Source organism: Streptomyces sp. NPDC057697 (assembly GCF_042799335.1).
Taxonomy (GTDB): domain Bacteria; phylum Actinomycetota; class Actinomycetes; order Streptomycetales; family Streptomycetaceae; genus Streptomyces.
The window spans coordinates 287680-307005 of sequence record NZ_JBHVJA010000004.1 but is presented as its reverse complement, the minus strand read 5'-3'; the positions used below and the strand labels follow the sequence as shown (position 1 = coordinate 307005).

Here is a 19326-nt window from a genome sequence, read left to right as displayed (position 1 = left end):
CCTTGTTGCTCTCGGCGACCCCGCCGCCCGGCCCGCGCCCCGCGCAGCGGGCGCGGCTGTACGAGGAGGCCGCCCGCCACCGCGGGCTGGTCCCGCCGCGTACCCACCCCCTGGCCAGCATCACCTGGCTCGGGCCCGCCGCTTCCAATCCGGCGCTGGCCCACCGGGTGGGGGGCGATCCGGCCCATCTGGCGGAGAGCCGGCGCTGGATCGAGGCCGCGGTGCGGCTGCCGCACTGGGGCAAGGCCCATATGCCGGACCACGATCTGGACGCGGGCTGGCTGCTGCACCATCTGTCGCTCGCCTACCGGTGGATCGGTGACGAACTCCCGGACGGGGTGCGGGCGCTGCTGCGGTACAAGCTGCTGCTCCAGGGGCGGCGGATGTACGAGTTCGCGGTGGCGACCGAGGGCCGCTGGTGGTCCTCCTCGTACTGGCAGAACCACAACTGGATCTGTTACGCGGGCCTGGCGACGGCGGGTTATGTGCTGGGCAAGGAGGCGTGGACCGAGCGCGCCAAGGACAACCTCGGCACGGTCCTCGACCTGATGCCGGACGACGGCTCGCACGCCGAGGGCGTCGTCTACTGGCGCTACGGCGTGCCCTTCCTCGCCATCCATCTGGATCTCCTCCAGGAGGCGGAGGGCATCGACTGGTGGGGGCGGGGCGGTTTCCTGGCGAACACCTTCCGCTACCGGCTCCACCAGCTGGCCCCGGGCTTCGCGTTCAACGTCGACCACGGCGACTGCCACGACCGGCGTAGCGGGCACAGCGCCGCACTGTACTTCCGTCTCGCGGCGCAGTACGGGATTCCCGAGGCGCAGTGGCTGGGCCGCCTCGCCTCGGGCGAGCTGCTGTGGCAGGAGGCGGCAGAGAGCGGGGTGCGGCCGGGGATCCTGCCGGAGGCCTCTCTCGAATACCTCTGGTACGACCCGTCCGTGGCCGCCGCCCGGCCCACGGAGACCCGGGCGTTCTTCCCGGACCTGGGGCTGCTCGCGGCCCGCACCGGGTGGGACGACGATGCGACGCTGGTCTCCTTCAAGGCGAGCCCCGGCGGTGGCCACAAGGCGTGGGAGACCGCCGCGAAGCACCGGGCCGAACTGGGCTGGGAGACCCTGAACCAGGGGCACCACCACCCCGATTCGGGCTCGTTCGTGCTGGTCTCGCAGGGTGCCTTCCTGGCGGTCGACGAGGGGTACAGCAACCGCAAGCGGGCCGCGCACCACAATCTGCTGCTGGTGGACGGGCAGGGGTACGCGGATGAGGACCGGTACCACGTCTACCGGGACATCCCGTTCGAGCGGCAGGCCCGGCAGCGCGATGTGCTCGTCGGTCCCGACTGCGACTGGGCGCACGCCACCGCGGAGATCGCCGCGATGTACGACCCGGTGCTCGGGGTACGGCGGCTGGACCGCACGCTGGTGTTCACCCCGGCGGGACGGCTCGTGCTGCTGGATCTCGCCGAGGCGGACGCGGAGCGGGAGTGGACGTTTCTGCTCCAGACCGACCGGCCCACCGAGCCGGGGCCGGACGGCGGCCGGCTGATCCGGTCCGGGACGGCCACCGCCCTGGTGCGGCAGTTCGCGCCGCTCGACGCCCCGGCCGTCTCCGAGGCCACCGAGGTCGAGGCCAATCCGACGTCCAGCACGCCGGAGCTGCGGCTCACCCGCACGCTGCACACCCTGAGTTCGACGACCGCCCGCTCGGCACAGGCGCTCTTCCTCACCGTGATCGTCCCGGGCGCGGCACCGGCCGCCGCCGAGCGGGTGCCGTGCGCGCAGGGCCAGGGCGTCGCGTTCGGCGGGGAGACCGTGCTCCTTTCCCCCGTCGCCCGCCGGATCCGTACCGCCTCGGTGTCGGCGGACGCGGCGGCGGTGCTGCTCGGTGCCGAGGGCTCGGCGCCGTACGTCGTGGCGGCCACCCGGCTGGAGCTGGACGGCCGCGTGCTGCTCGATGTCCCGGAGCCGTACACGGGAAAGGTCGGCTGATCACCATGCGGGCACCCCTCTCGTCCACCTGGCCGACGCTGCTGCGGCGGCTGGAGTTCGTGGCCTACCCGGCGGCCGCCGGGGCCGCGTTCACCGTGCTCTCGCTCGGTGTGGTGACCTGGCTTCCCGCGCTCGCCGCGCTGGGGCACGCCCTCCAGCGGTGGCGGGCGGAGGGTGACAGCCGCTGCTTCACCCACACCTTCTCCGCCTTCCCGCGGTACTGGCGGTCCCTGTGGCGCCACTCCCTGGCGTCCACCGCGGCGGCCGTCGTACTGGCCGCCAACCTCGTCCATCTGCTGGGCCGCTCCGAGCCGTGGACGTTCGTGCTGCTCGCCGCGCAGGTGGGCATCGCGGCCGCCCTCACCATCCACCATGTGGCGCTGGCGGCCGAGGCGGGCCGCTCGCCGCACGGAACGGTCCGCGCCTGGTCACGCGGTGCGCTGGCGCTCGGCTTCGGGTCGGCGGCCCGTGGCACCGCGCTGCTCGGCGCGGTGATCTCCGCCGCGCTGCTCTCGCTCGTCGTCCCGCTGGGGCCCCTGCTCCTCGGCCCCAGCATCCCCGTACTGCTCGCCCTGTCCTTCGCAGACCCCAGGAGGCACACCCCATGAGCCGTGTACTGCGCACCACCCTCGTCGCCGCGCTCGCCGCCGGCGCGCCGCTCGCCTTCCCGCCGCCGTCCGTCGCCGTCGGGGCCGCCGCGGCGTACTACGTGTCGCCGTCCGGCAGCGACTCCAACGCCGGTACGTCGGCGGGGGCCCCGCTCGCCACGATCCAGAAGGCGATCGATCTGGCGCCGACGGGTTCGGTGGTGAACCTGGCCGCCGGTACGTACGAGCAGGACGTGGTGACCAGGCGCGCCGGAGTCACCCTCACCGGCCCGGCGGACGCCGTGGTGAAGGGGGCGGGCGACGCCCGGATCGTCCAGGTGCGGCACGATTCCACGACGCTCAGCGGCTTCACCGTGGACGGGCTGCACGGGTCGTCCACCGATGTGTCGGGGTACCGCCTCAAGCTCATCTATGTCATGAGCACGACGCCCGGCAACGGGGTGGGCGGTCTGCGCATCACCGGGATGACACTGAAGAACGCCGCCGACGAGTGCCTTCGGGTGCGCTATCTGGTGACCGGCGCCAACATCTCCGACAACACGATCACCAACTGCGGGGTCGACGACTTCCGGTTCGGCGGCGGCGGCAAGAACGGCGAGGGCATCTACCTCGGCACCGCCCCCGAGCAGCAGGGCGCGAACGGCGCCCCGGACGCCGCCCCCGACATCAGCAGGAACAACCGCATCCATCACAACACCATCGCCACCCAGGGCAACGAGTGCGTCGACGTGAAGGAGAACTCGACCGAGAACTACGTCGAGTACAACGACTGCAGCGGCCAGAAGGACTCCGGCTCCGGCGGCCTGGACGCACGCGGCAGCGGCAACGTCTTCCGTTACAACACCATCCACGACAACGTCGGTTCGGGCATCCGGCTCGGCGGCGACACCGCGACCGACGGCACCCTCACCAGCGTCTACGGCAACACCATCACCGGCAACGCGGGCGGCGGCATCAAGTTCATGCGCACCCCGCAGGGACCGGTGTGCACCAACACCATGAGCGGCAACACCGGCGGCGACGCGGTGGGCACCTACGGCAGCGCGTACGACCCGACCGGTGCGTGCCCCCGGTGAGCGGGCGTGGACCCGCGAGACGCGGGGTACTGACGGCGGCGGCCGGTCTCGCCGCTGTCGCCGCCACGGCGCCGGGGGCACGGGCGGCCGGGCCCGCGAAGAGCGGGGCGAGCCCCTCGCGCTGGACGACGTCGTGGGCCACCGCCCAGACCCGGCCGACCGACACAGACACGGTGGCGAGCGCCGGCCTCACCGACGGGAGCTGCGTCACGAACGTGCGGCTGTCGGCGGGCGGCACGGTCCGGCTGCGCTACGGGCACGCGTTCGGCTCGGTCCCCGTTCTCATCGGCCCGGTGACGGCGGGCCACCTGCCGGTGACGTTCGGCGGGCGACGGCAGGCGTGGATCGCCGCGGGCGCCTCGCTGACCAGCGACCCGGTCGCCGGACTGCGCACCGCCGAGGGGGCCCGCCTGACCGTGGAGACCCGCCTGCCCGGCCCCACCGGACCGCTCTCCTTCCACCGCAACACCCATGCCTCGCACTCCGTCGACGGCGAGCGCACCACCTCCGTGTTCCTGCTGACGGGCGTCGAGGTGACGGGCGCGCACGGGCCCGCGGTCGCGGTGCTCGGCGACTCCATCACGGAAGGCGTCGGCACCCCCGACGACGCCGATCTGCGCTGGCCCGACCAGCTGGCCAGGCGGCTGCCCGGATCGGCCGTCGCCAATCTCGGCATCAGCGGCAACCGGCTGCTGCTGGACGACGACCGGTTCGGTCCGGGCGGACAGGCGCGCTTCGACCGCGATGTGCTGTCGCTGCCCGGACTGCGCACGGTACTCGTCCACCTCGGCGTCAACGACCTCCAGCAGCCGCCGAGCCAGACCGATCCGGCGCTCGTCCTGGCCGGGTACCGGCAGCTGGTGCTGCGCGCCCGCGGCTCCGGGCTGCGGGCGGTCGGCGCGACCGTCGCCCCGTTCGGCGGCTGGACCCGCTGGACCCCCGGGCTCGAAGCGGTGCGGCAGCGGATCAACGCGGCGGTGCGCACCGGCCGGGTCTTCGACGCCGTCGCCGACTTCGACGCGGCCCTGCGCGACCCGGCACACCCGTCGCGGCTGCTGCCCGCGTACGACAGCGGCGACGGACTCCACCCCAACCCCTCCGGTCATGCCGCGCTGGCAGCGGCCGTCGACCGCCGACACCTCCTGTGAGGGCCGTATGACGAAGCCAGGCACCACTCCGGGCACCGCCCGGCGCACCGTTCTCGCCGGGGCGGCGGCCCTCGGCGCCGCCGCCGCGCTGCCGCTCGCCACCGCGGGCACGGCGCGCGCGGCGGCCGGACCCGCCGTCACCGACGACGCCACCGCCCTGCGCACCCGCTGGCTCACCCTGCTCACCGGCGGCCCCGGCCTCGACCTGACGGACCCGCAGATCGCGGCGGCGGTGGCCAGGATCGGCAGGGCCGCGACCACCGCGGTCAAGGGTCTCGACCCGACCAGGGCCGACGGGCTCTTCCCCGACCTCACCAGCACCACGGTCTCCAACCATGTGACGACGTCGTTCAAGCGGCTCGCCACGGTCGCGACCGCCTGGGCCGTCCCCGGCACCCCGCAGTACGGCGACACCGCGCTGCGCGATCTGCTGCTGGCCGGCATCGACTGGATGCTGACCCACCGCTACGGCTCCGCCCACACCCGGTTCGACAACGACTGGGACTGGGAGATCGGCTCCGCGCTCGCCCTCGACGACGCGGCCGTGCTGCTGTACGACGCGCTCGGGACGGAGCGGCTGGGCCGGATCACCGCGGCCGTACGGCACTACACGCCCGACCCGAACCTCTGGCGGGCGGACCGGCAGATCGCGACCGGGGCCAACCGGGTGTGGATCTCCACCGTGGTCGCCGTCAACGCGGTGCTCAGCGGCACGGGCGACGACCTGACCCGGGTCCGTGACGCTCTTTCGGACGTCGAGGGTTCGGGCGCCAACAGCGTCCTCGCCTTCAACGACGTGAGCGCCGCGGCGGAGGGCACCGGCGAGGGCTTCTACTCAGACGGTTCGTTCCTCCAGCACTACAAGCACCCGTACAACGGCGGATACGGCAAGGAGCTGCTGAACACCCTCTCCCGGCTGCTGAACCTCCTCGCCGGGACCGCGTGGGCCGTCACCGATCCCGACCTCGACAACATCCGCGGCTGGGTCGACGACGGCTTCGACCCGCTGCTGGTGCGCGGCGACGTGATGGCGTCGGTGTGCGGGCGGGAGATCGCCCGGCCCAGCAAGCAGGGCCATGTGTCGGCGCAGACGGTCATCGAGGCGGTGGTGCGCCTGACCCCGGGGTTCCCCGGCGAGACGGGCGACCGGTTCACCGCCCTGGTCAAGCAGTGGATCGCCGAGGACACCTACCGGGACTTCCTGGCCGTCACCGACCTCGCCTCGCTGGTCGCCGCCCGCCGGGTCATCGCCTCCCCGGTGCCGGCCCGGGGTCCGCTGGTCGCGCACAGGCAGCACCCGCGCATGGACAAGGCGGCGCACCGCAGGCCGTCCTTCTCGCTCGGCATCTCCGCGTACTCGTCCCGGATCTACAACTACGAGTCGATCCAGAACGAGAACCTGCACGGCTGGCACCTCTCCGACGGCATGGTCCTGCTCTACACCGACGACCTCGGGCACTACAGCGAGGACTACTGGCCGACCGTCGACCCGGCCCGGCTGCCCGGCACCACCGTCGTCGCGGGCCGCCCGGCCGACGCGGCGGGGCAGCGCACCACCAGCACCTCCGACTGGGCGGGCGGCACGGCGCTGCCGGGCACCACGCTCGGCGCGTACGGCATGGAGCTGCGCGCGTACGGCAGTTCGCTGCGCGGGCTGAAGAGCTGGTTCTGTCTGGACGACGTGATCGCCTGCGTCGGCTCGGGCATCGCCGCCGACGCGGGCACGGCCGAGACGGTGGTGGAGAACCGGAAGCTGAGCGACCCGGCGGCGGCCCTGCTCGTCAACGGCGCGGCGGCGCCCACGGACACCGGCTGGTCGGCGCGGCTCGACCAGGTCCGGTGGCTGCACGTGGCCGGAACCGGCGGCTACGTCTTCCCCGAGCCGGTCACACTGAACGGGCTGCGCGAGGAGCGCACCGCTACCTGGCGCGAGATCAACCTCAAGTACGGCACGGACACCCCGGTCACCCGCCCGTACCTGACGCTCTGGCAGGACCACGGCTCCGCACCGGACGACGCCGGTTACTACTGGCTCCAGGCCCCGGCCGCCTCGCCGGAGCGGACCGAGCAGTGGTCCTCCGCGCCGCCGGTGAAACCGGTCGCCCGCTCCACCGCCGTGCACGCGGTGCGCCGCTGCTCGGACGGACTGCTCGCCGCGAACTTCTGGACCGCGGGCACCGCGCAGGAGCTGACCTCGGACGGCCCGGCCTCGGTGCTGGTGCGGCCGGACGGGAAGACGGTGAAGGTGTCGCTCTCCGACCCGACACAGCTGCGGTCCTCGGTCGTGCTGGACCTCGCGCGGCGCGGCCTGAGCGTCGTCTCCGCCGATCCGGGGGTCGCCGCCGTGCCCACCGGCGACGGCGTCCGGATCACCGCCGACACCACAGGCCGCCATGGCGCGACCCTGAACCTCACCCTGAAGTGGAGCTAGACCCTTGCTGTTCGACATGCCGCTGGACCGGCTGCGCGACTACCGGCCGAAGCCGGAGGAACCCGCCGACTTCGACGCCTTCTGGGCGAAGACGCTCACCGAGACGGCCCGTCACGGCCTGGACGCCGTCTTCGTCCCCCACGACGCCGGATTCGCGACCGTCGACGTGTTCGACGTGACGTTCCGGGGCTGGGGCGGGCAGCCCGTGAAGGCCTGGCTGCTGCTGCCGAGGACCAGGTCCGGCCCGCTCCCGGCCGTGGTGCAGTACATCGGCTACAACGGCGGCCGGGGCATCCCGTACTCCTGGCTGACCTGGAGCGCGCTCGGGTACGCGCATCTGGTGATGGACAACCGGGGCCAGGGCGGTGGCGGCAAGAACACCGCGGACACCCCGGACCTCGGCCCCGACGGGCACGGCTCCTCCTCCCCCGGCTTCCTCACCCGCGGCATCGAGGACCCGTACCGCCACTACTACCGAAGGCTGATCACGGACGCGGTGCGGGCGGTGGACGCGGCGAAGGCCCATCGGGCGGTGGACGCCTCGCGGGTGGCGGTGCTGGGCGGCAGCCAGGGCGGCGGGCTCGCACTGGCCGTCGCCGGGCTGCGGGACGACGTCGCGGCGGCCGTCTCCGATGTGCCGTTCCTCTGCCACTACCGGCGCGCCTCGCAGATCACGGACGCCGGACCGTACGCGGAGATCGCCCGCTGGCTGTCCGGGCACCGTTTCCGGATCGACGAGGCGATGGAGACCCTGTCGTACTTCGACGGGGTCAACTTCGCGGCGCGGGCGAGCGCCCCGGCGTGGTTCTCGGTCGGCCTGATGGACAAGATCTGCCCGTCGTCCACGGTGTTCGCCGCCTACCACCGCTATGCGGGCCCGGCACGGATCGAGGTGTTCCCGTACAACGGGCACGAGGGCGGCGCCGAGTACGACCTGCCGCGCAAGCTCGACGCGCTGCGGGGCGTGTTCGGCCGGTAGCGGACCCGGTCACCGGCCCAGCGCCGCCATCGCGGCGTTGTGGCCGGGCACCCCGCTGACCCCGCCGCCGCGCACCGCGCCGGCCCCGCAGAGCAGCACATTGGCGTGTGCCGTCTCCACCCCCCACCGGCCGGTGGACTCCGTGGCGTACGGGAAGACGAGGTCCCGGTGGAAGATGTGGCCGCCGGGCAGCCTCAGGTCCCGTTCCAGGTCGAGCGGGGTCTTCGCCTCGATGCACGGCTCGCCGTTCTCGTCGCGGGCCAGGCAGTCGGTGAGCGGCTCGTCCAGGTGCGCGTCGAGTTCGGCGAGCGTCGCCGCCAGCAGTTCGGCCCGTGCCGCCGCGTTGTCCGCCGCGAAGAGCCGGGCGGGCGTGTGCAGACCGAAGAGGGTGAGGGTCTGGTAGCCGCGTGCGGCCAGGTCCGGGCCGAGGATCGAGGGGTCGGTCAGTGAGTGGCAGTAGATCTCGGACGGCGGGGCGGCGGGCAGCCGCCCCGCCGCGGCGTCCCGGTAGGCCGCGGCGAGCTGCCCGTACCCCTCGGCGATGTGGAACGTCCCGGCGAAGGCCGCGCGCGGGTCGACGGAGCGGTCCCGCAGCCGGGGCAGCCGGGTGAGGAGCATGTTCACCTTCAGCTGCGCCCCCTCGGCCGGGGCGGGCGGCTCGTCCCCGAGGAGCGCGGCGAGCGCCTGCGGCGAGGCGTTGACGAGCACCGTGCGGGCCGCGACGACGTGTTCCGCGCCCGGTGAGCGCAGGGTGACCTCGGCCCGTGTCCCGTCGGTCTCGATCCTGGTCGCCTCGTGCCGGACCCGGATCTCGGCGCCGGCCTCGCGGGCCGCGCGGGCGAGGGCGTCGGTGAGGGCGCCCATGCCGCCGACGGGGACGTCCCAGTCGCCGGTGGAGCCGCCGATGACGTGGTAGAGGAAGCAGCGGTTCTGGAGCAGCGAGGGATCGTGCGCGTCGGCGAAGGTGCCGATCAGGCCGTCGGTGAGGACGACTCCGCGGACGAGGTCGTCGGCGAAGTGCTTCTCGACGGCGACGCCGAGGGGTTCCTCGAAGAGCGTCCGCCAGGCCTCCGGGTCGTCGATCCGCTCGCGCAGGGCGTCGCGGCCGGGCAGCGGTTCGGTGAGGGTCGGGAAGACCCGTTCGGCGACGCGCCGCGTCATGCCGTAGAACCGCTGCCACGCCTCGTACTCCCGGTCGGAGCCGGTGAGCGCGGCGAAGGAGTCCCGGGTGCGGTCCCCGCCGACGAGCAGTCCGGTGGCACGGCCGCCGCGCACGGTCGGGGTGTACGAGGAGACGGTGCGCTTGCGTACGGCGAAGTCGAGTCCGAGCTCCCGGACGATCCTGTGCGGGAGCAGCGACACCAGGTACGAGTAGCGCGACAGACGGGCGTCGACCCCGGCGAAGGGGCGGGTCGAGACGGCCGCTCCCCCGGTGGTGGCCAGGCGCTCCAGGACCAGGACGGACCGTCCGGCGCGGGCGAGGTAGGCGGCGGCGACCAGACCGTTGTGGCCGCCGCCCACGATCACTGCGTCATAGCTGTCGGGTGCGGGCATGGCCCTTCGTAGCACGGTGCGATCGTCCGTGGCCAGAGGCCGTGGCGCCCGGTCAGCCCGGCGAAGCCCGCTGCTCGCGGCGCAACGCGGCGACCTGCCGGTACAGCTCGACGGCCTCGGCACCGCGGCCGAGCTGCTCCAGGCAGTGCGCCTCGTCGTTGCGGGCGGCGAGGGCGTCGGGGTGGCCGGGGCCCAGGAGCTGTTCGCGGGCGGCGGCGACCGTGCGGTAGACGGGGAGGGCGTCGGCCCAGCGGCCGAGCCAGCCCAGGCCCACGGCGACCTCGCGGCGGCTGACGAGGGTGTCGGGGTGGTCGGGGCCCAGGACGCGTTCGCGGATCGCGCACACCTCGCGTGCCTCGGTCAGTGCCTCCTCCCAGCGGGCCAGGCGCCCCAGGTTGACGCCGAGGCCGTGGCGGGCGCGGAGCGTCTCGGGGTCGGCGGGGCCGCCCGCCCTGGTCCGGTCCGCGACCAGGAGGCGGTACAGCTCCAGGGCCTCCTCGCTGCGGCCCAGGCGGCCGAGGCTGATGCCGACCTCGTAGCGGGCGGAGAGCGTGTCGGGGTGGTCGGCGCCGAGCGAGCGCGACCGGGCGTGGGCGACGTCCTGGTATGCCTGGAGTGCCTCCGTCCAGCGCCCGAGCCTGCCGAGCGTGTACGCCACCTCGTAGAGCGTCGCCAGGGTGTCGGGGTGGTCGGCGCCGAGCAGCCGGGTGCGGGCCGACACCACCTCCCTGGCCATCCGGCAGGAATCCTCCAGACGGCCCAGCCTGCCGAGGTTGAAGGCGAGGTTGTGGCGGCAACGCAGGGTGTCGGGGTGGTCGGGGCCCATCGACCGCTCCCGGGAGGCCAGCACCTCCGCGTACATCTGGTGGGCCTCGAAGTGCCGGCCGAGCCGGCCCAGCACGTACGCCGCCTCCTGGCGGGCGGCCAGGGTGTCGGGATGGTCGGGGCCCAGGACACGTTCACGGCCGCGGGCGACCCGGTCGTACTCCCGCAGGGCGTCCGCGGCGCGTCCGGTGCGGCTGAGCGTGAAGCCGATCTCGTACCTGCTGGCGAGGGTGTCGGGGTGGTCGGGGCCGAGGGCGTGCTCGCGTTCGGCGGCGACCGCCCGGTGCACCTCGCCGGCCTCCTCCCAGTGGCCGAGCCGGCCCAGGTTGAGCCCGGCGCTGTGCCGGTTGGCGAGGACGGACAGCAGTTCCGGCGACGGGGTCGGGCGCCCGTCCCTGACCGGCATCAGCTCGCCGGTGAGGCGGCCCGGGGCGGCGCCCGTGGTCCACTCGCCGGTGAGACCGCTGGAGTGGTCGGGCGGGGCGAGCCCGGGGAGGGCGCCGGTCGCCTTGTGCCCGGTGGTCATGGAGCGGGCCCAGGCCGGCAGCTGCTGCCCGGGGCGCAGGACGGGAACGGGCGGTGCGAGCGGCACCGGCCCGGTGGACGGCAGGTGCGGCTGCTCGCCGGTGCGGCCGACGATGATCCGCCGCCGCAGGTCGCCCGCGTCGACGGGCCGCTCCTCGGGGGTCTTGGCCAGCAGTTCCAGCACCACGCGGTCGAAGAAGCCCGGGAGTTCGGCCCGGTGGGTGCGCAGCGGCCGGGGCTGGGTGTCCCGGTGCCCGACCAGGACGGCCCAGGCGTCGTCGAGGTCGAACGGCGGTGCCCCGGTGGCGATCTCGTACAGCACGCAGCCCAGTGAGTAGAGGTCGCTGCGGTGGTCGACCTGGCCGCCGCTGATCTGCTCGGGAGACATGTAGTGCGGGGTCCCCATGGCGATGCCGGTGCCGGTGAGACGGGAGGTGAAGCCGATGTCGTGGCCGAGCCTGGCGATGCCGAAGTCGCAGATCTTCACCGTGCCGTCGGCCAGCCGCATGATGTTGGCGGGCTTGAGGTCGCGGTGCACGATGCCCTGCTGGTGGGTGTAGCCGAGGGCGTCGGCGACCTGTTCGGCGATGTCGACGACGTCGGGCACCGGCAGGGGGTGCTGTTTGTTGTCCTCCAGGAGCTGGCTGAGGTTGCGGCCGTCGAGGAGTTCCATGACCAGGTAGAGGACGCCCTCGTGCTCGCCGAAGTCGTGGACCACGGTGACGCCGCGGTGCTGGAGCGCGGCGGCGACCCGGGCCTCGCGGCGGAAGCGTTCGCGCAGGACACGGGTGAAGGACTGGTCGTGCTGGGGCCCCACCGGCTTGAGGCATTTGACGGCGACCTGGCGGCCGAGCGACTCGTCGCGGGCGCGCCACACCTCGCCCATGCCTCCGCGCCCGATCAGATCGAGCAGCCGGTACCGGCTCTGGATCAGCCTGGTGTCCGCCATCTCCCGCAGTCGCCCCCGTCGCTACGCCTGTTCCCGCGCCCTCCCCGGCCCGTCCAGTATGGCGCCCCGGCTGCGCTCTTCGTACGGGGCGGGGCGGCTGCCGGAACCGAGCCGGGCCGTCGCGTTCGAACCGCGACCGGGCAGGAGCCCCCGACGGACGCCCTCGTGGATGCGACGCGGCGCTGCCCCCGCGGCACGGGGACGGCGGTCCGGGGGCGCGGCGGAGCGACGGGCTGCCGCCCAGCTCAGGGCTCATTCGTTCGAAGCAGGCGTCGGGCCGAGCGGGGTGGCCGGTACACCGATGGGGTCGGGTCGAGGGGCGGGGAGTGCGGTGTGGCGGTGCCCGGCGGGGGCGTCGGGCGGGGGTGCGGTGTGGCGGTGCTTGCGGGGACGGCGGGCGGTGTCGGGTACGGCCGGGTCACTGCGTGACGCTCGTCGGGGCGAGCAGGCGGGGGACGTGGCGGTGCCCGGCGGGGACAGCGAGCAGCGTCGGGGACGGCCGGGTCACTGCGTGACGCTCGTCGGCGCGAGCAGGCGGGGGACGCAGCGATGCTCGTCGAGGCGAGGGGCGGCGGTGCCCGGCGGGGCTCCGGCTGCGGGCTTGCTCGGGGAGCGGCGAGCGGGAAGCCCAGCGCCGCCCACCGGGAAGGGCTCCGACCGACCCCGTGTGACGTCCATGCACGCCTCGGCCCTTTCCAAGGTCGTGACGCCCTGGCGGCACGGTCCCCTGCCCCGGACCGCGCCGACCCGGGCCCGTCGCCGGTCAGGTGTGCGGGACGACGGCGACGGGGCAGTGCGCGTGATGGATGGCGGCCTGGGCCACCGGGCCCAGGTGTGGCGCCGGGGCGGGATGGTGCTCGCGTCGGCCGACGACCAGCAGTCCGGCGCCGTGCGCGGCGCCCACCACGGCCTTGGCGGGACTTTCGAGAACGATGCGGTCGTCCACCTCCACCCGCGGAAACCTGTCGCGCCAGGGGCGCAGCACCTGGTCGAGCCGCTTCCGCGCGTCCTGGGCGATCTCCTCGGTCACGTCGTGATCCACGCCCCAGGGCGCGTAGGCGGCGACCGGCAGGCTCTGGCCGTGGACGGCCCGGAGCGGCACGCGGCGCGCCGCGGCGTCGGTGAAGGCGAATTCCAGCAGCCCGTCGCAGGGGCCGTGGAGTTTCAACGCCACTACGACGCCGGCTTTCCCGGCGGGTTCCGGACGCGTCCCGTGCCCGTCCGCGGGGGCACGTACGAGGACCACCGGTCGTTCGGACCGGGCCACGACGGGCAGGCTGATGTCTCCGAGGAAGAAGCTCTCGACGGGCACCAGCCCGCGGGAGCCGAGCACGACCATCTCGGACTCCGAAGCCGCCCGCAGCAGCGCGTGCTGGGCGTCGTCGGCGACCAGGCTGCCGACGACGGACAGGCCGGGGTGGCGTCGCTGGAGCTCCGCCCGCGCCTTGTGCACGATCCGCCTGGCCCAGTAGTTCTGGTCCATCTCCGCGGGGACCCGGGACGGCTCGGGCACCAGGAGGGGCCATGCGTGCAGCAGACGCAGTGTGAGCCCGCGCCGGTCGGCCTCCTCGGCGGCCCAGTGGGCGGCGGCGAGGCTCTCGGGTGAGCCGTCGAGGCCCACGGTGACGACTGGGTCCATGGCGACTGTCTCCGTCTCGTAGGTGTCGTCCGGTCCTGCGGGCGGGACGACGGCGAGCGCGGCCGGTCCCCCGGTCCGCCGCCGCCTCCGTGTCGTCGGCGGGCACCGGCCGGACGGGACGGGCCGTCGCAGGCGCGGGCGCCCGCGCCTGCGCGCCGCTCACGGCTGTCCTTGCTGCCGGTCGGCGCGGCGGCCGCGGGCGGCCGCGCCTGGACGGCGGTCACGGCTGCTCCTCGTTCGAGGAGTACCGCACATCCTCCGGCGCCGCATGCCGGACCCGGCGCGGCCGCCCCGTCCGCCGAGGGGCCCGTGGGCACGGATCCGGCGACGGGGAGCCGCACGACCTCGCGGTCTCGCGGCTCCTCATCCCGTGCGACGGCACGCCGCGCGTGGCACGTTGGAAAGAGCACCCTGCTGAGGAAACGGCGGCGATCATGCGAGCTCATCTCGGCGATCGACTTGTTGTCGGAGGCCCGGCCGACGGCGCCGACAGGCGCGACGGCGAGATCGTCGGACTCCACCACGTGGACGGCACCCCGCCCTACGATGTGCGCTGGTCGGACACCGGCCGGGTGACGCTCGTGTTCCCCGGGCCCGATGCCCTTCTCCGCCACCCGGAAGAATCCCCGTCCCCGGTCTCCCCCGCGCCGTCCGGGCCGGGCACTGCCGAGGGCGCCGGCATCCGGCCCGACGGGACGCCCGGCGCGGGCGACATCGGGCGACGCGTGGCCATGGAGCGCGAGCGGCAGGGGCTGACCCGTGCCGAGACGGCCCGCCGCGCCAGGATGGCGCCCGACTACCTGGCGTACATCGAGCAACGACCGGCCGACCCGAGCCCGGCGACGCTCGTCAGCCTGGCCGACGTACTCGGCACCACCGTCTCGGCCCTGCGCGGCAGCGACACCGGTCTGCCGCCCGGCCGGGGCCAGGCGCTCACGAACCCCCGGCTGGAAGACCTGACCCCCGACGAATGCCGCGCCAGGCTCTCCACCCACGGCGTCGGCCGCATCGCGCTGTCGACAGCCGACGGCCCGGGGGTCTTCCCGGTGAACTACGAGGTCGTCGACGACACGATCGCCTTCCGGACCGCCCCCGGATCCGGGCCCGCCACGGCCACGGACAAGGACGTCGCGTTCGAGGTCGACCACGTGGACGAGACCGTGGGACAGGGCTGGAGCGTGCTCGCCGTTGGCCCCGCCCGGACGGTCACGGAACCCGAGGAGGTGCGGCGGCTCACCGCCCACGCCCACAGCACGCCGTGGGCGGGAGGCGGACGCGACACCTGGGTGTCGATCCGGCCCACGCGCCTCACCGGGCGGCGCATCAGCCCCGGCGACAGCGGCTCCGGGCCTGACTCATGAAGCCGCGGGAGCGGAAGCGGACCCGCACCGAAAAGGTACGGGCGGGCTCCCGCGCCCCGGCCCTGCTCCCGCCCCGCCGCGCACGGGCCCGCGCGCCGGGACCTCCTGGGGCCGGACGGAACCGCTCCAAGGGCCGGTCGGCCCCTGTCCGCGCACCGGCTGCGCGCCCATGCTGGAACCCGAACCGACAGAGGAGTCCGTCGATGAGCGCTTCTCCGACCCGCATCACCGCAGCCCTGCCCGCCCAGTACCGTGCCCGCCTGATGGGTACCGGACGGGAGGCCAACTTCGCCCAGGGAGTGCGTCTCTTCGAGGAGGGGGACCACGCGGACCGCTTCTGGATCCTGCGCTCGGGCACCATCACGCTCGACATCCGTGTACCGGGCAGCCCACCGGTGGTGATCGAGAGCCTCGGCCCCGGCGAACTGGTCGGCTGGGCCTGGCTGTTCGAGCCCTATGTCTGGCACCTCGGCGCCGAGGCGATGACTCCGGTCCGCACCCATGAGTTCGACGCGGCGACCGTACGCACCATCATGGAGGAGGACCCCGCGCTGGGCTCGGCCGTCGGCCACTGGGTCGGGCAGGTCCTCGCCCACCGGCTTCAGGCCACCCGGATACGTCTCCTCGATCTCTACGCCCCACGGGGCAGCGGCGGATCCGTGTGACCGGACCTCCCGGGAGGCGGAGTTCCGGCGGGCCGGACGACGGCGCGCGGTGCGACCACACCGCTCGTCGATGTCACCTGCCGCTTCCCGTGAGCTACAGGTTTGCGGACTGGTTTCTGTGTACATCGCACTGGCTGGCGAAGCTGCTCCGCGCATCGGTGCACACTGCCGGTTCACCGGTAACGCCGTGCCGCGGATGACCCGGTACGGCCCGAGCCTGTCGACGAAGGTCGGCTCGTACGACGAAGGTCGGCTCGTACATCGCGTCCGCTCCGACCGCTCACGACGTGATCGGTCTGACGGCTCGGCGTCTCCCCGGGTCTGCCGGAGCGACCCCGGCCCCGACCCCGGATCGGCGGCCACGGCCGTCGAAAGGCCCGGGGCCTCGACGCGCCGGCATATCAAGGCACATGCCGGCGATCCGCGCCACAAGCGGCCCAACGAGCTGGCAAGGCGGGCGTCACAGCCAACCGGGCACGAGCCGACCATCCCCCGCTGACGTCACCTCGGATTCCGACTGCGCTTCCGGAGCGGGTTCACCACGTGGTGGGCACTCTTGCCCAGACGGTCTTGGTCCCGCTCAAGGAACGTGACCACCCCCAGTGCGAACTGAGGCGGTCCACCAACTGAAGCCCCCGGCCATGGCTCTTCGCCGGATCAGCCGCCTTCAGCAGCGGGGACGCGGGGCCATCGTCGGTGACGGCACAGACGACCGCCTCGTCCCTGCGTACGAGGCCGAGCCACGCGCGGCCCCGTACGCCGTCCTTCGCCCCCTCGCACAGGGTGTGCCGAATGGCGTTGGCCGCAAGCTCCCAGGCCACGACCACGGCCGTCTCCGCACCCGCAGTCACACCCCACTGTTCCATCACCGTCCGGGTGAACGCCCGGACACGCACGCCGGAAGCTTCTTCGGCACTCAGGCTCTTCGCAGCGAACCCTGCGGCGCTCACCCCCAGAGCAAGACCCCAGTCCGGGGGGTTTGAAAGGGTCAGGTTACCGATTTCGAGTGGGATCATTCCGGCCAGGTCGGCGAGATTCCCCCCCTCCCCTTCGTCGCCGTCAGTAATCACACCTGGTGTCCACGCCATCCGTCCCCCAGACAGGCGATCGATTACCCCGAGCCACCGTCGGGCCGCACGGCTAGTATCCAGGCCATTCTCCCGCCCATGCAATTGCACCAGCAATTGCATGACGAAAGGAGGGGGGCGGGATCCGAACGGAGCGTGATGACCACGAGATGGCACGCACAGGACGCAAGACACAAGGGCGAAGGAGTGCAAGACAATGGACATGTATCGCAATGGGATTCCGGCCAATTCACTCGAAGGTGTTACGTGGGTGAAGAGCCGGCGTAGCGCCCACGAGGGCAACTGCGTAGAGTTGGCAGCGCTTTCGAACGGCACCGTCGCCATGCGGAACTCCCGCGACCCACAGGGGCCGGCGTTGATCTACACGCGCGCGGAGATCACCGCGTTCATCTCCGGCGTCAACGACGGTGAGTTCACCTCGTTCACCGCCTGACGATTATCGGGACATAACGCATTCGCGGCGTTGAGGGGACTCCTGCGTGGGACAATTGCGCTCCAACATCACCCCGCAGGAGTCCTCATGTCTGCGTACTCGATCCCCGGATTCCCTTCCCTCGACCGGATGCTCACCGACCCTGGTTCGAGCGCCATCGTGCTGCGCAAGGCAATCGGTACCCGGATGCGGAAACTGCGCAAGTCCGCTTGCCTTTCCGCCACGGACGCGGCCGAGCACCTGCGCTGTCATGACTCCAAGATCAGCCGTCTTGAGTGCGGAGAAGTCCAGCTCAAGGAACGCGATGTCCTGGCCCTCCTCAACCTGTACGGGGCGGACCACGTCGAGCGGGCGGCGGCACCGGAGCTGGTGGCCCTGTCGAGTCGACCGGGGTGGTGGAAGCAGCATTACGGAAGTGTCGTCCCGGAGTGGTTCGACAAGCTGATCGGACTTCAGGAAGGCGCCTCCGTCATCTGGACCTACGAGGTGCTGCTGGTCCCGGGGCTGCTGCAAACACGGCAGTACGCGTTCGCCGTCACCAAGAGCGGTTTCCCCCTTGCCGATCGCGTGGACATCGAGGCACGGGTCGACCTCAGGATGGACCGGCAGGAGATCCTTGAGAAGCGTGGCGGCCCGCGGCTGTGGGCGCTCATGGACAGCGGCGTCCTGGAGCGCCCGATCGGCTCCCGAGAGGTGATGCGGGGGCAGATCGAGCATCTGATCGCGTTGACGAAGCATCCGAGAATCACACTTCAGCTCGTTCCCAAGGACTTCGTGACGGTGACAGCGCCGGTCACGCTGATCCGTTTCCCTCTTGAGCTGCCCGACATCGTCTACCTGGAGAAGTCACTGGACGCCGACTACCTGGACCGGCCGAAGCAGACGGAGCATTTCAGAGCGCTGCTGGACCCGCTGTCGACGATCGCCCACAGCCCCGCCCGGACGCGTCGAATGCTCATCGAGACCTTGAAGCGCTACCACTGAATACGAGCCACGCCGCCGTACTCGACCATTCCCGTCGGCTGCTCAGCGGAATTGTGGTCCTCGCGCACCCACCCGGAGATGTCCGCCAGGCCCGGCTCCTCCAGGTCGAGCCCGTCGAAGAATCCTTCCACCTCGGCCCGCGTGCGTACCTGTCCCCAGGCGCCCGCTGTCGAACGGTGCATCACCTGCGCAACGCGCCTGCGGGTGCCGGGATTCTCACTCACCCATTGGCTGAGGACGAGAAAGCTCCCGCCGGCAAGCCGACTCAGCAGGTTACGTAACGCGGCACCAGGCAGTTCGTCGTCGTGAACGCAATGAAGTACCGACGTCATCAGGACCACGACCGGCTCGTCGAGATCGATGAGTTCGCTCACCTGCGGGTGGTCGAACAACTCATCGCCATCAAGCAGGTCACCCTGCACGACTGTGGTGCTTCCGTCGCCGTCGAGGAGCGCTCTGCCGTGGGCCACGACCATCGGATCCTTGTCGATGTAGACGACACGGCTGTCCCGATGTGCCTGCTGGGCCACCTGATGAGTGTTCACCCACGCGGGCAGGCCGCAGCCGAAGTCCAGGAACTGTCGCACCCCGTGCTGTGTAGCGAGACGGTCCACTGTCGCCAGTGAGAACGCCCGCTGCGCCTCCACCAGAGCAACGGCGTTGGGCGTCACGTCGAGCAACGCGTCGCACGCGGCCCGGTCGGCCGGGTAGTTGTCCTTGCCGCGCAGAAGGAAGTCATACATCCGGGCAACGCTGGCTACCGTGACATCGACCGTCCTGGCAAGCGGTCTCTGCCCAAGTCCCATTGCGTATTCACCCACATATCCCCGCTGCCGCCGCCGTCATCAGCGAGCATCCCACGCCCTTTCCCGGGATTGCAGCAAGACTGCGACACCGTCACACGAATTTGGGTACGTTGACCAGCGCGATATGACGAACGCATATGACATCCGCCTGGCGTGCGCCGCCGAGTTCTCTTCGGTCGCGGCGGCGCACCCCCGGGATATAACGCGGGGGCGCGCACCCTAGCCAAGCCCCTCCAGGGCGAAACCGGCACCACGGGCACGGCGAGC

The 19326-nt window shown here is 72.6% G+C and carries 15 protein-coding genes; 10 read left to right on the top strand and 5 right to left on the bottom strand.

Annotation, left to right across the window (positions count from 1 at the left end; genetic code table 11):
* Positions 1–2 precede the first annotated feature (2 nt).
* The 6 genes from ACFVFH_RS14550 to ACFVFH_RS14525 are packed head-to-tail and all read left to right on the top strand — an operon-like array spanning position 3 to position 8230.
* The gene (locus ACFVFH_RS14550) at positions 3–1988 is read left to right on the top strand and encodes a hypothetical protein (protein ID WP_383767476.1); all 1986 of its coding nucleotides are present in this window, start codon (positions 3–5) and stop codon (positions 1986–1988) included.
* A gap of 5 nt (positions 1989–1993) precedes the next feature.
* On the top strand, positions 1994–2596 hold the full coding sequence (locus ACFVFH_RS14545) for a hypothetical protein (protein WP_383767475.1): 603 nt from the start codon (positions 1994–1996) through the stop codon (positions 2594–2596).
* Entirely contained in the window at positions 2593–3672 is a 1080-nt protein-coding gene (locus tag ACFVFH_RS14540) for a DUF1565 domain-containing protein (RefSeq protein ID WP_383767472.1), read from the top strand. The genes ACFVFH_RS14545 and ACFVFH_RS14540 overlap by 4 nt, the downstream gene beginning before the upstream one ends.
* A complete protein-coding gene (locus ACFVFH_RS14535; protein WP_383767470.1) occupies positions 3669–4820 on the top strand; it encodes an SGNH/GDSL hydrolase family protein in 1152 nt (383 codons plus the stop codon). Before ACFVFH_RS14540 ends, ACFVFH_RS14535 begins: the two co-directional genes overlap by 4 nt.
* A 7-nt stretch (positions 4821–4827) precedes the next feature.
* Positions 4828–7251 (top strand): polysaccharide lyase 8 family protein, encoded by a 2424-nt coding sequence (locus ACFVFH_RS14530; protein WP_383767467.1) that lies wholly within the window; start codon positions 4828–4830, stop codon positions 7249–7251.
* A gap of 4 nt (positions 7252–7255) precedes the next feature.
* Positions 7256–8230 (top strand): acetylxylan esterase, encoded by a 975-nt coding sequence (locus ACFVFH_RS14525; RefSeq protein WP_383767465.1) that lies wholly within the window; start codon positions 7256–7258, stop codon positions 8228–8230.
* A 9-nt stretch (positions 8231–8239) separates the two neighbouring features.
* On the opposite strand, the gene ACFVFH_RS14520 is transcribed toward ACFVFH_RS14525, so the two are convergent.
* The 3 genes from ACFVFH_RS14520 to ACFVFH_RS14510 form a co-directional block, all read right to left on the bottom strand.
* Entirely contained in the window at positions 8240–9784 is a 1545-nt protein-coding gene (locus tag ACFVFH_RS14520) for a phytoene desaturase family protein (RefSeq protein WP_383767462.1), read from the bottom strand.
* A gap of 52 nt (positions 9785–9836) precedes the next feature.
* Positions 9837–12083 carry a tetratricopeptide repeat protein gene (locus tag ACFVFH_RS14515; protein ID WP_383767459.1) on the bottom strand — a complete coding sequence of 749 codons (2247 nt, stop codon included), beginning with the start codon at positions 12081–12083 and terminating at the stop codon, positions 9837–9839.
* 763 nt (positions 12084–12846) lie between these two features.
* Positions 12847–13722, bottom strand: coding sequence for a universal stress protein (locus ACFVFH_RS14510; RefSeq protein WP_383767457.1), 876 nt, complete (start codon positions 13720–13722; stop codon positions 12847–12849).
* Between the two features lie 434 nt (positions 13723–14156).
* Between ACFVFH_RS14510 and ACFVFH_RS14505 the strand changes: the two genes are divergently transcribed.
* Positions 14157–15083: a pyridoxamine 5'-phosphate oxidase family protein gene (locus ACFVFH_RS14505; RefSeq protein WP_383767454.1), complete on the top strand. Its 927-nt coding sequence runs from the start codon at positions 14157–14159 to the stop codon at positions 15081–15083.
* Between the two features lie 203 nt (positions 15084–15286).
* On the top strand, positions 15287–15748 hold the full coding sequence (locus tag ACFVFH_RS14500) for a cyclic nucleotide-binding domain-containing protein (RefSeq protein ID WP_383767451.1): 462 nt from the start codon (positions 15287–15289) through the stop codon (positions 15746–15748).
* Between the two features lie 536 nt (positions 15749–16284).
* On the opposite strand, the gene ACFVFH_RS14495 is transcribed toward ACFVFH_RS14500, so the two are convergent.
* Positions 16285–16938, bottom strand: coding sequence for an ATP-binding protein (locus ACFVFH_RS14495; protein ID WP_383767448.1), 654 nt, complete (start codon positions 16936–16938; stop codon positions 16285–16287).
* Between the two features lie 94 nt (positions 16939–17032).
* On the opposite strand from ACFVFH_RS14495, the gene ACFVFH_RS14490 reads away from it, so the two are divergent.
* Both ACFVFH_RS14490 and ACFVFH_RS14485 read left to right on the top strand, forming a co-directional pair.
* Positions 17033–17269: a DUF397 domain-containing protein gene (locus ACFVFH_RS14490; RefSeq protein WP_383767445.1), complete on the top strand. Its 237-nt coding sequence runs from the start codon at positions 17033–17035 to the stop codon at positions 17267–17269.
* Positions 17270–17356: 87 nt separating this feature from the next.
* Entirely contained in the window at positions 17357–18253 is an 897-nt protein-coding gene (locus tag ACFVFH_RS14485) for a helix-turn-helix domain-containing protein (protein ID WP_383767443.1), read from the top strand.
* Here the strand turns inward: ACFVFH_RS14485 and ACFVFH_RS14480 are convergent.
* Entirely contained in the window at positions 18244–19059 is an 816-nt protein-coding gene (locus ACFVFH_RS14480) for an SAM-dependent methyltransferase (RefSeq protein WP_383767441.1), read from the bottom strand. The two genes, ACFVFH_RS14485 and ACFVFH_RS14480, sit on opposite strands and share 10 nt — an antisense overlap.
* Positions 19060–19326: the final 267 nt, after the last annotated feature.

What these genes read in the sequence shown, in the direction of transcription:
- ACFVFH_RS14545 (WP_383767475.1), top strand. Translation starts at nt 1,994, where the DNA reads ATGCGGGCACCCCTCTCGTCCACCTGGCCGACGCTGCTGCGGCGGCTG.
- ACFVFH_RS14540 (WP_383767472.1), top strand. Translation starts at nt 2,593, where the DNA reads ATGAGCCGTGTACTGCGCACCACCCTCGTCGCCGCGCTCGCCGCCGGC.
- ACFVFH_RS14530 (WP_383767467.1), top strand. Translation starts at nt 4,828, where the DNA reads ATGACGAAGCCAGGCACCACTCCGGGCACCGCCCGGCGCACCGTTCTC.
- ACFVFH_RS14520 (WP_383767462.1), bottom strand. Translation starts at nt 9,784, where the DNA reads ATGCCCGCACCCGACAGCTATGACGCAGTGATCGTGGGCGGCGGCCAC.
- ACFVFH_RS14515 (WP_383767459.1), bottom strand. Translation starts at nt 12,083, where the DNA reads ATGGCGGACACCAGGCTGATCCAGAGCCGGTACCGGCTGCTCGATCTG.
- ACFVFH_RS14510 (WP_383767457.1), bottom strand. Translation starts at nt 13,722, where the DNA reads ATGGACCCAGTCGTCACCGTGGGCCTCGACGGCTCACCCGAGAGCCTC.
- ACFVFH_RS14505 (WP_383767454.1), top strand. Translation starts at nt 14,157, where the DNA reads ATGCGAGCTCATCTCGGCGATCGACTTGTTGTCGGAGGCCCGGCCGAC.
- ACFVFH_RS14500 (WP_383767451.1), top strand. Translation starts at nt 15,287, where the DNA reads ATGAGCGCTTCTCCGACCCGCATCACCGCAGCCCTGCCCGCCCAGTAC.
- ACFVFH_RS14495 (WP_383767448.1), bottom strand. Translation starts at nt 16,938, where the DNA reads ATGCAATTGCTGGTGCAATTGCATGGGCGGGAGAATGGCCTGGATACT.
- ACFVFH_RS14490 (WP_383767445.1), top strand. Translation starts at nt 17,033, where the DNA reads ATGGACATGTATCGCAATGGGATTCCGGCCAATTCACTCGAAGGTGTT.
- ACFVFH_RS14485 (WP_383767443.1), top strand. Translation starts at nt 17,357, where the DNA reads ATGTCTGCGTACTCGATCCCCGGATTCCCTTCCCTCGACCGGATGCTC.
- ACFVFH_RS14480 (WP_383767441.1), bottom strand. Translation starts at nt 19,059, where the DNA reads ATGGGACTTGGGCAGAGACCGCTTGCCAGGACGGTCGATGTCACGGTA.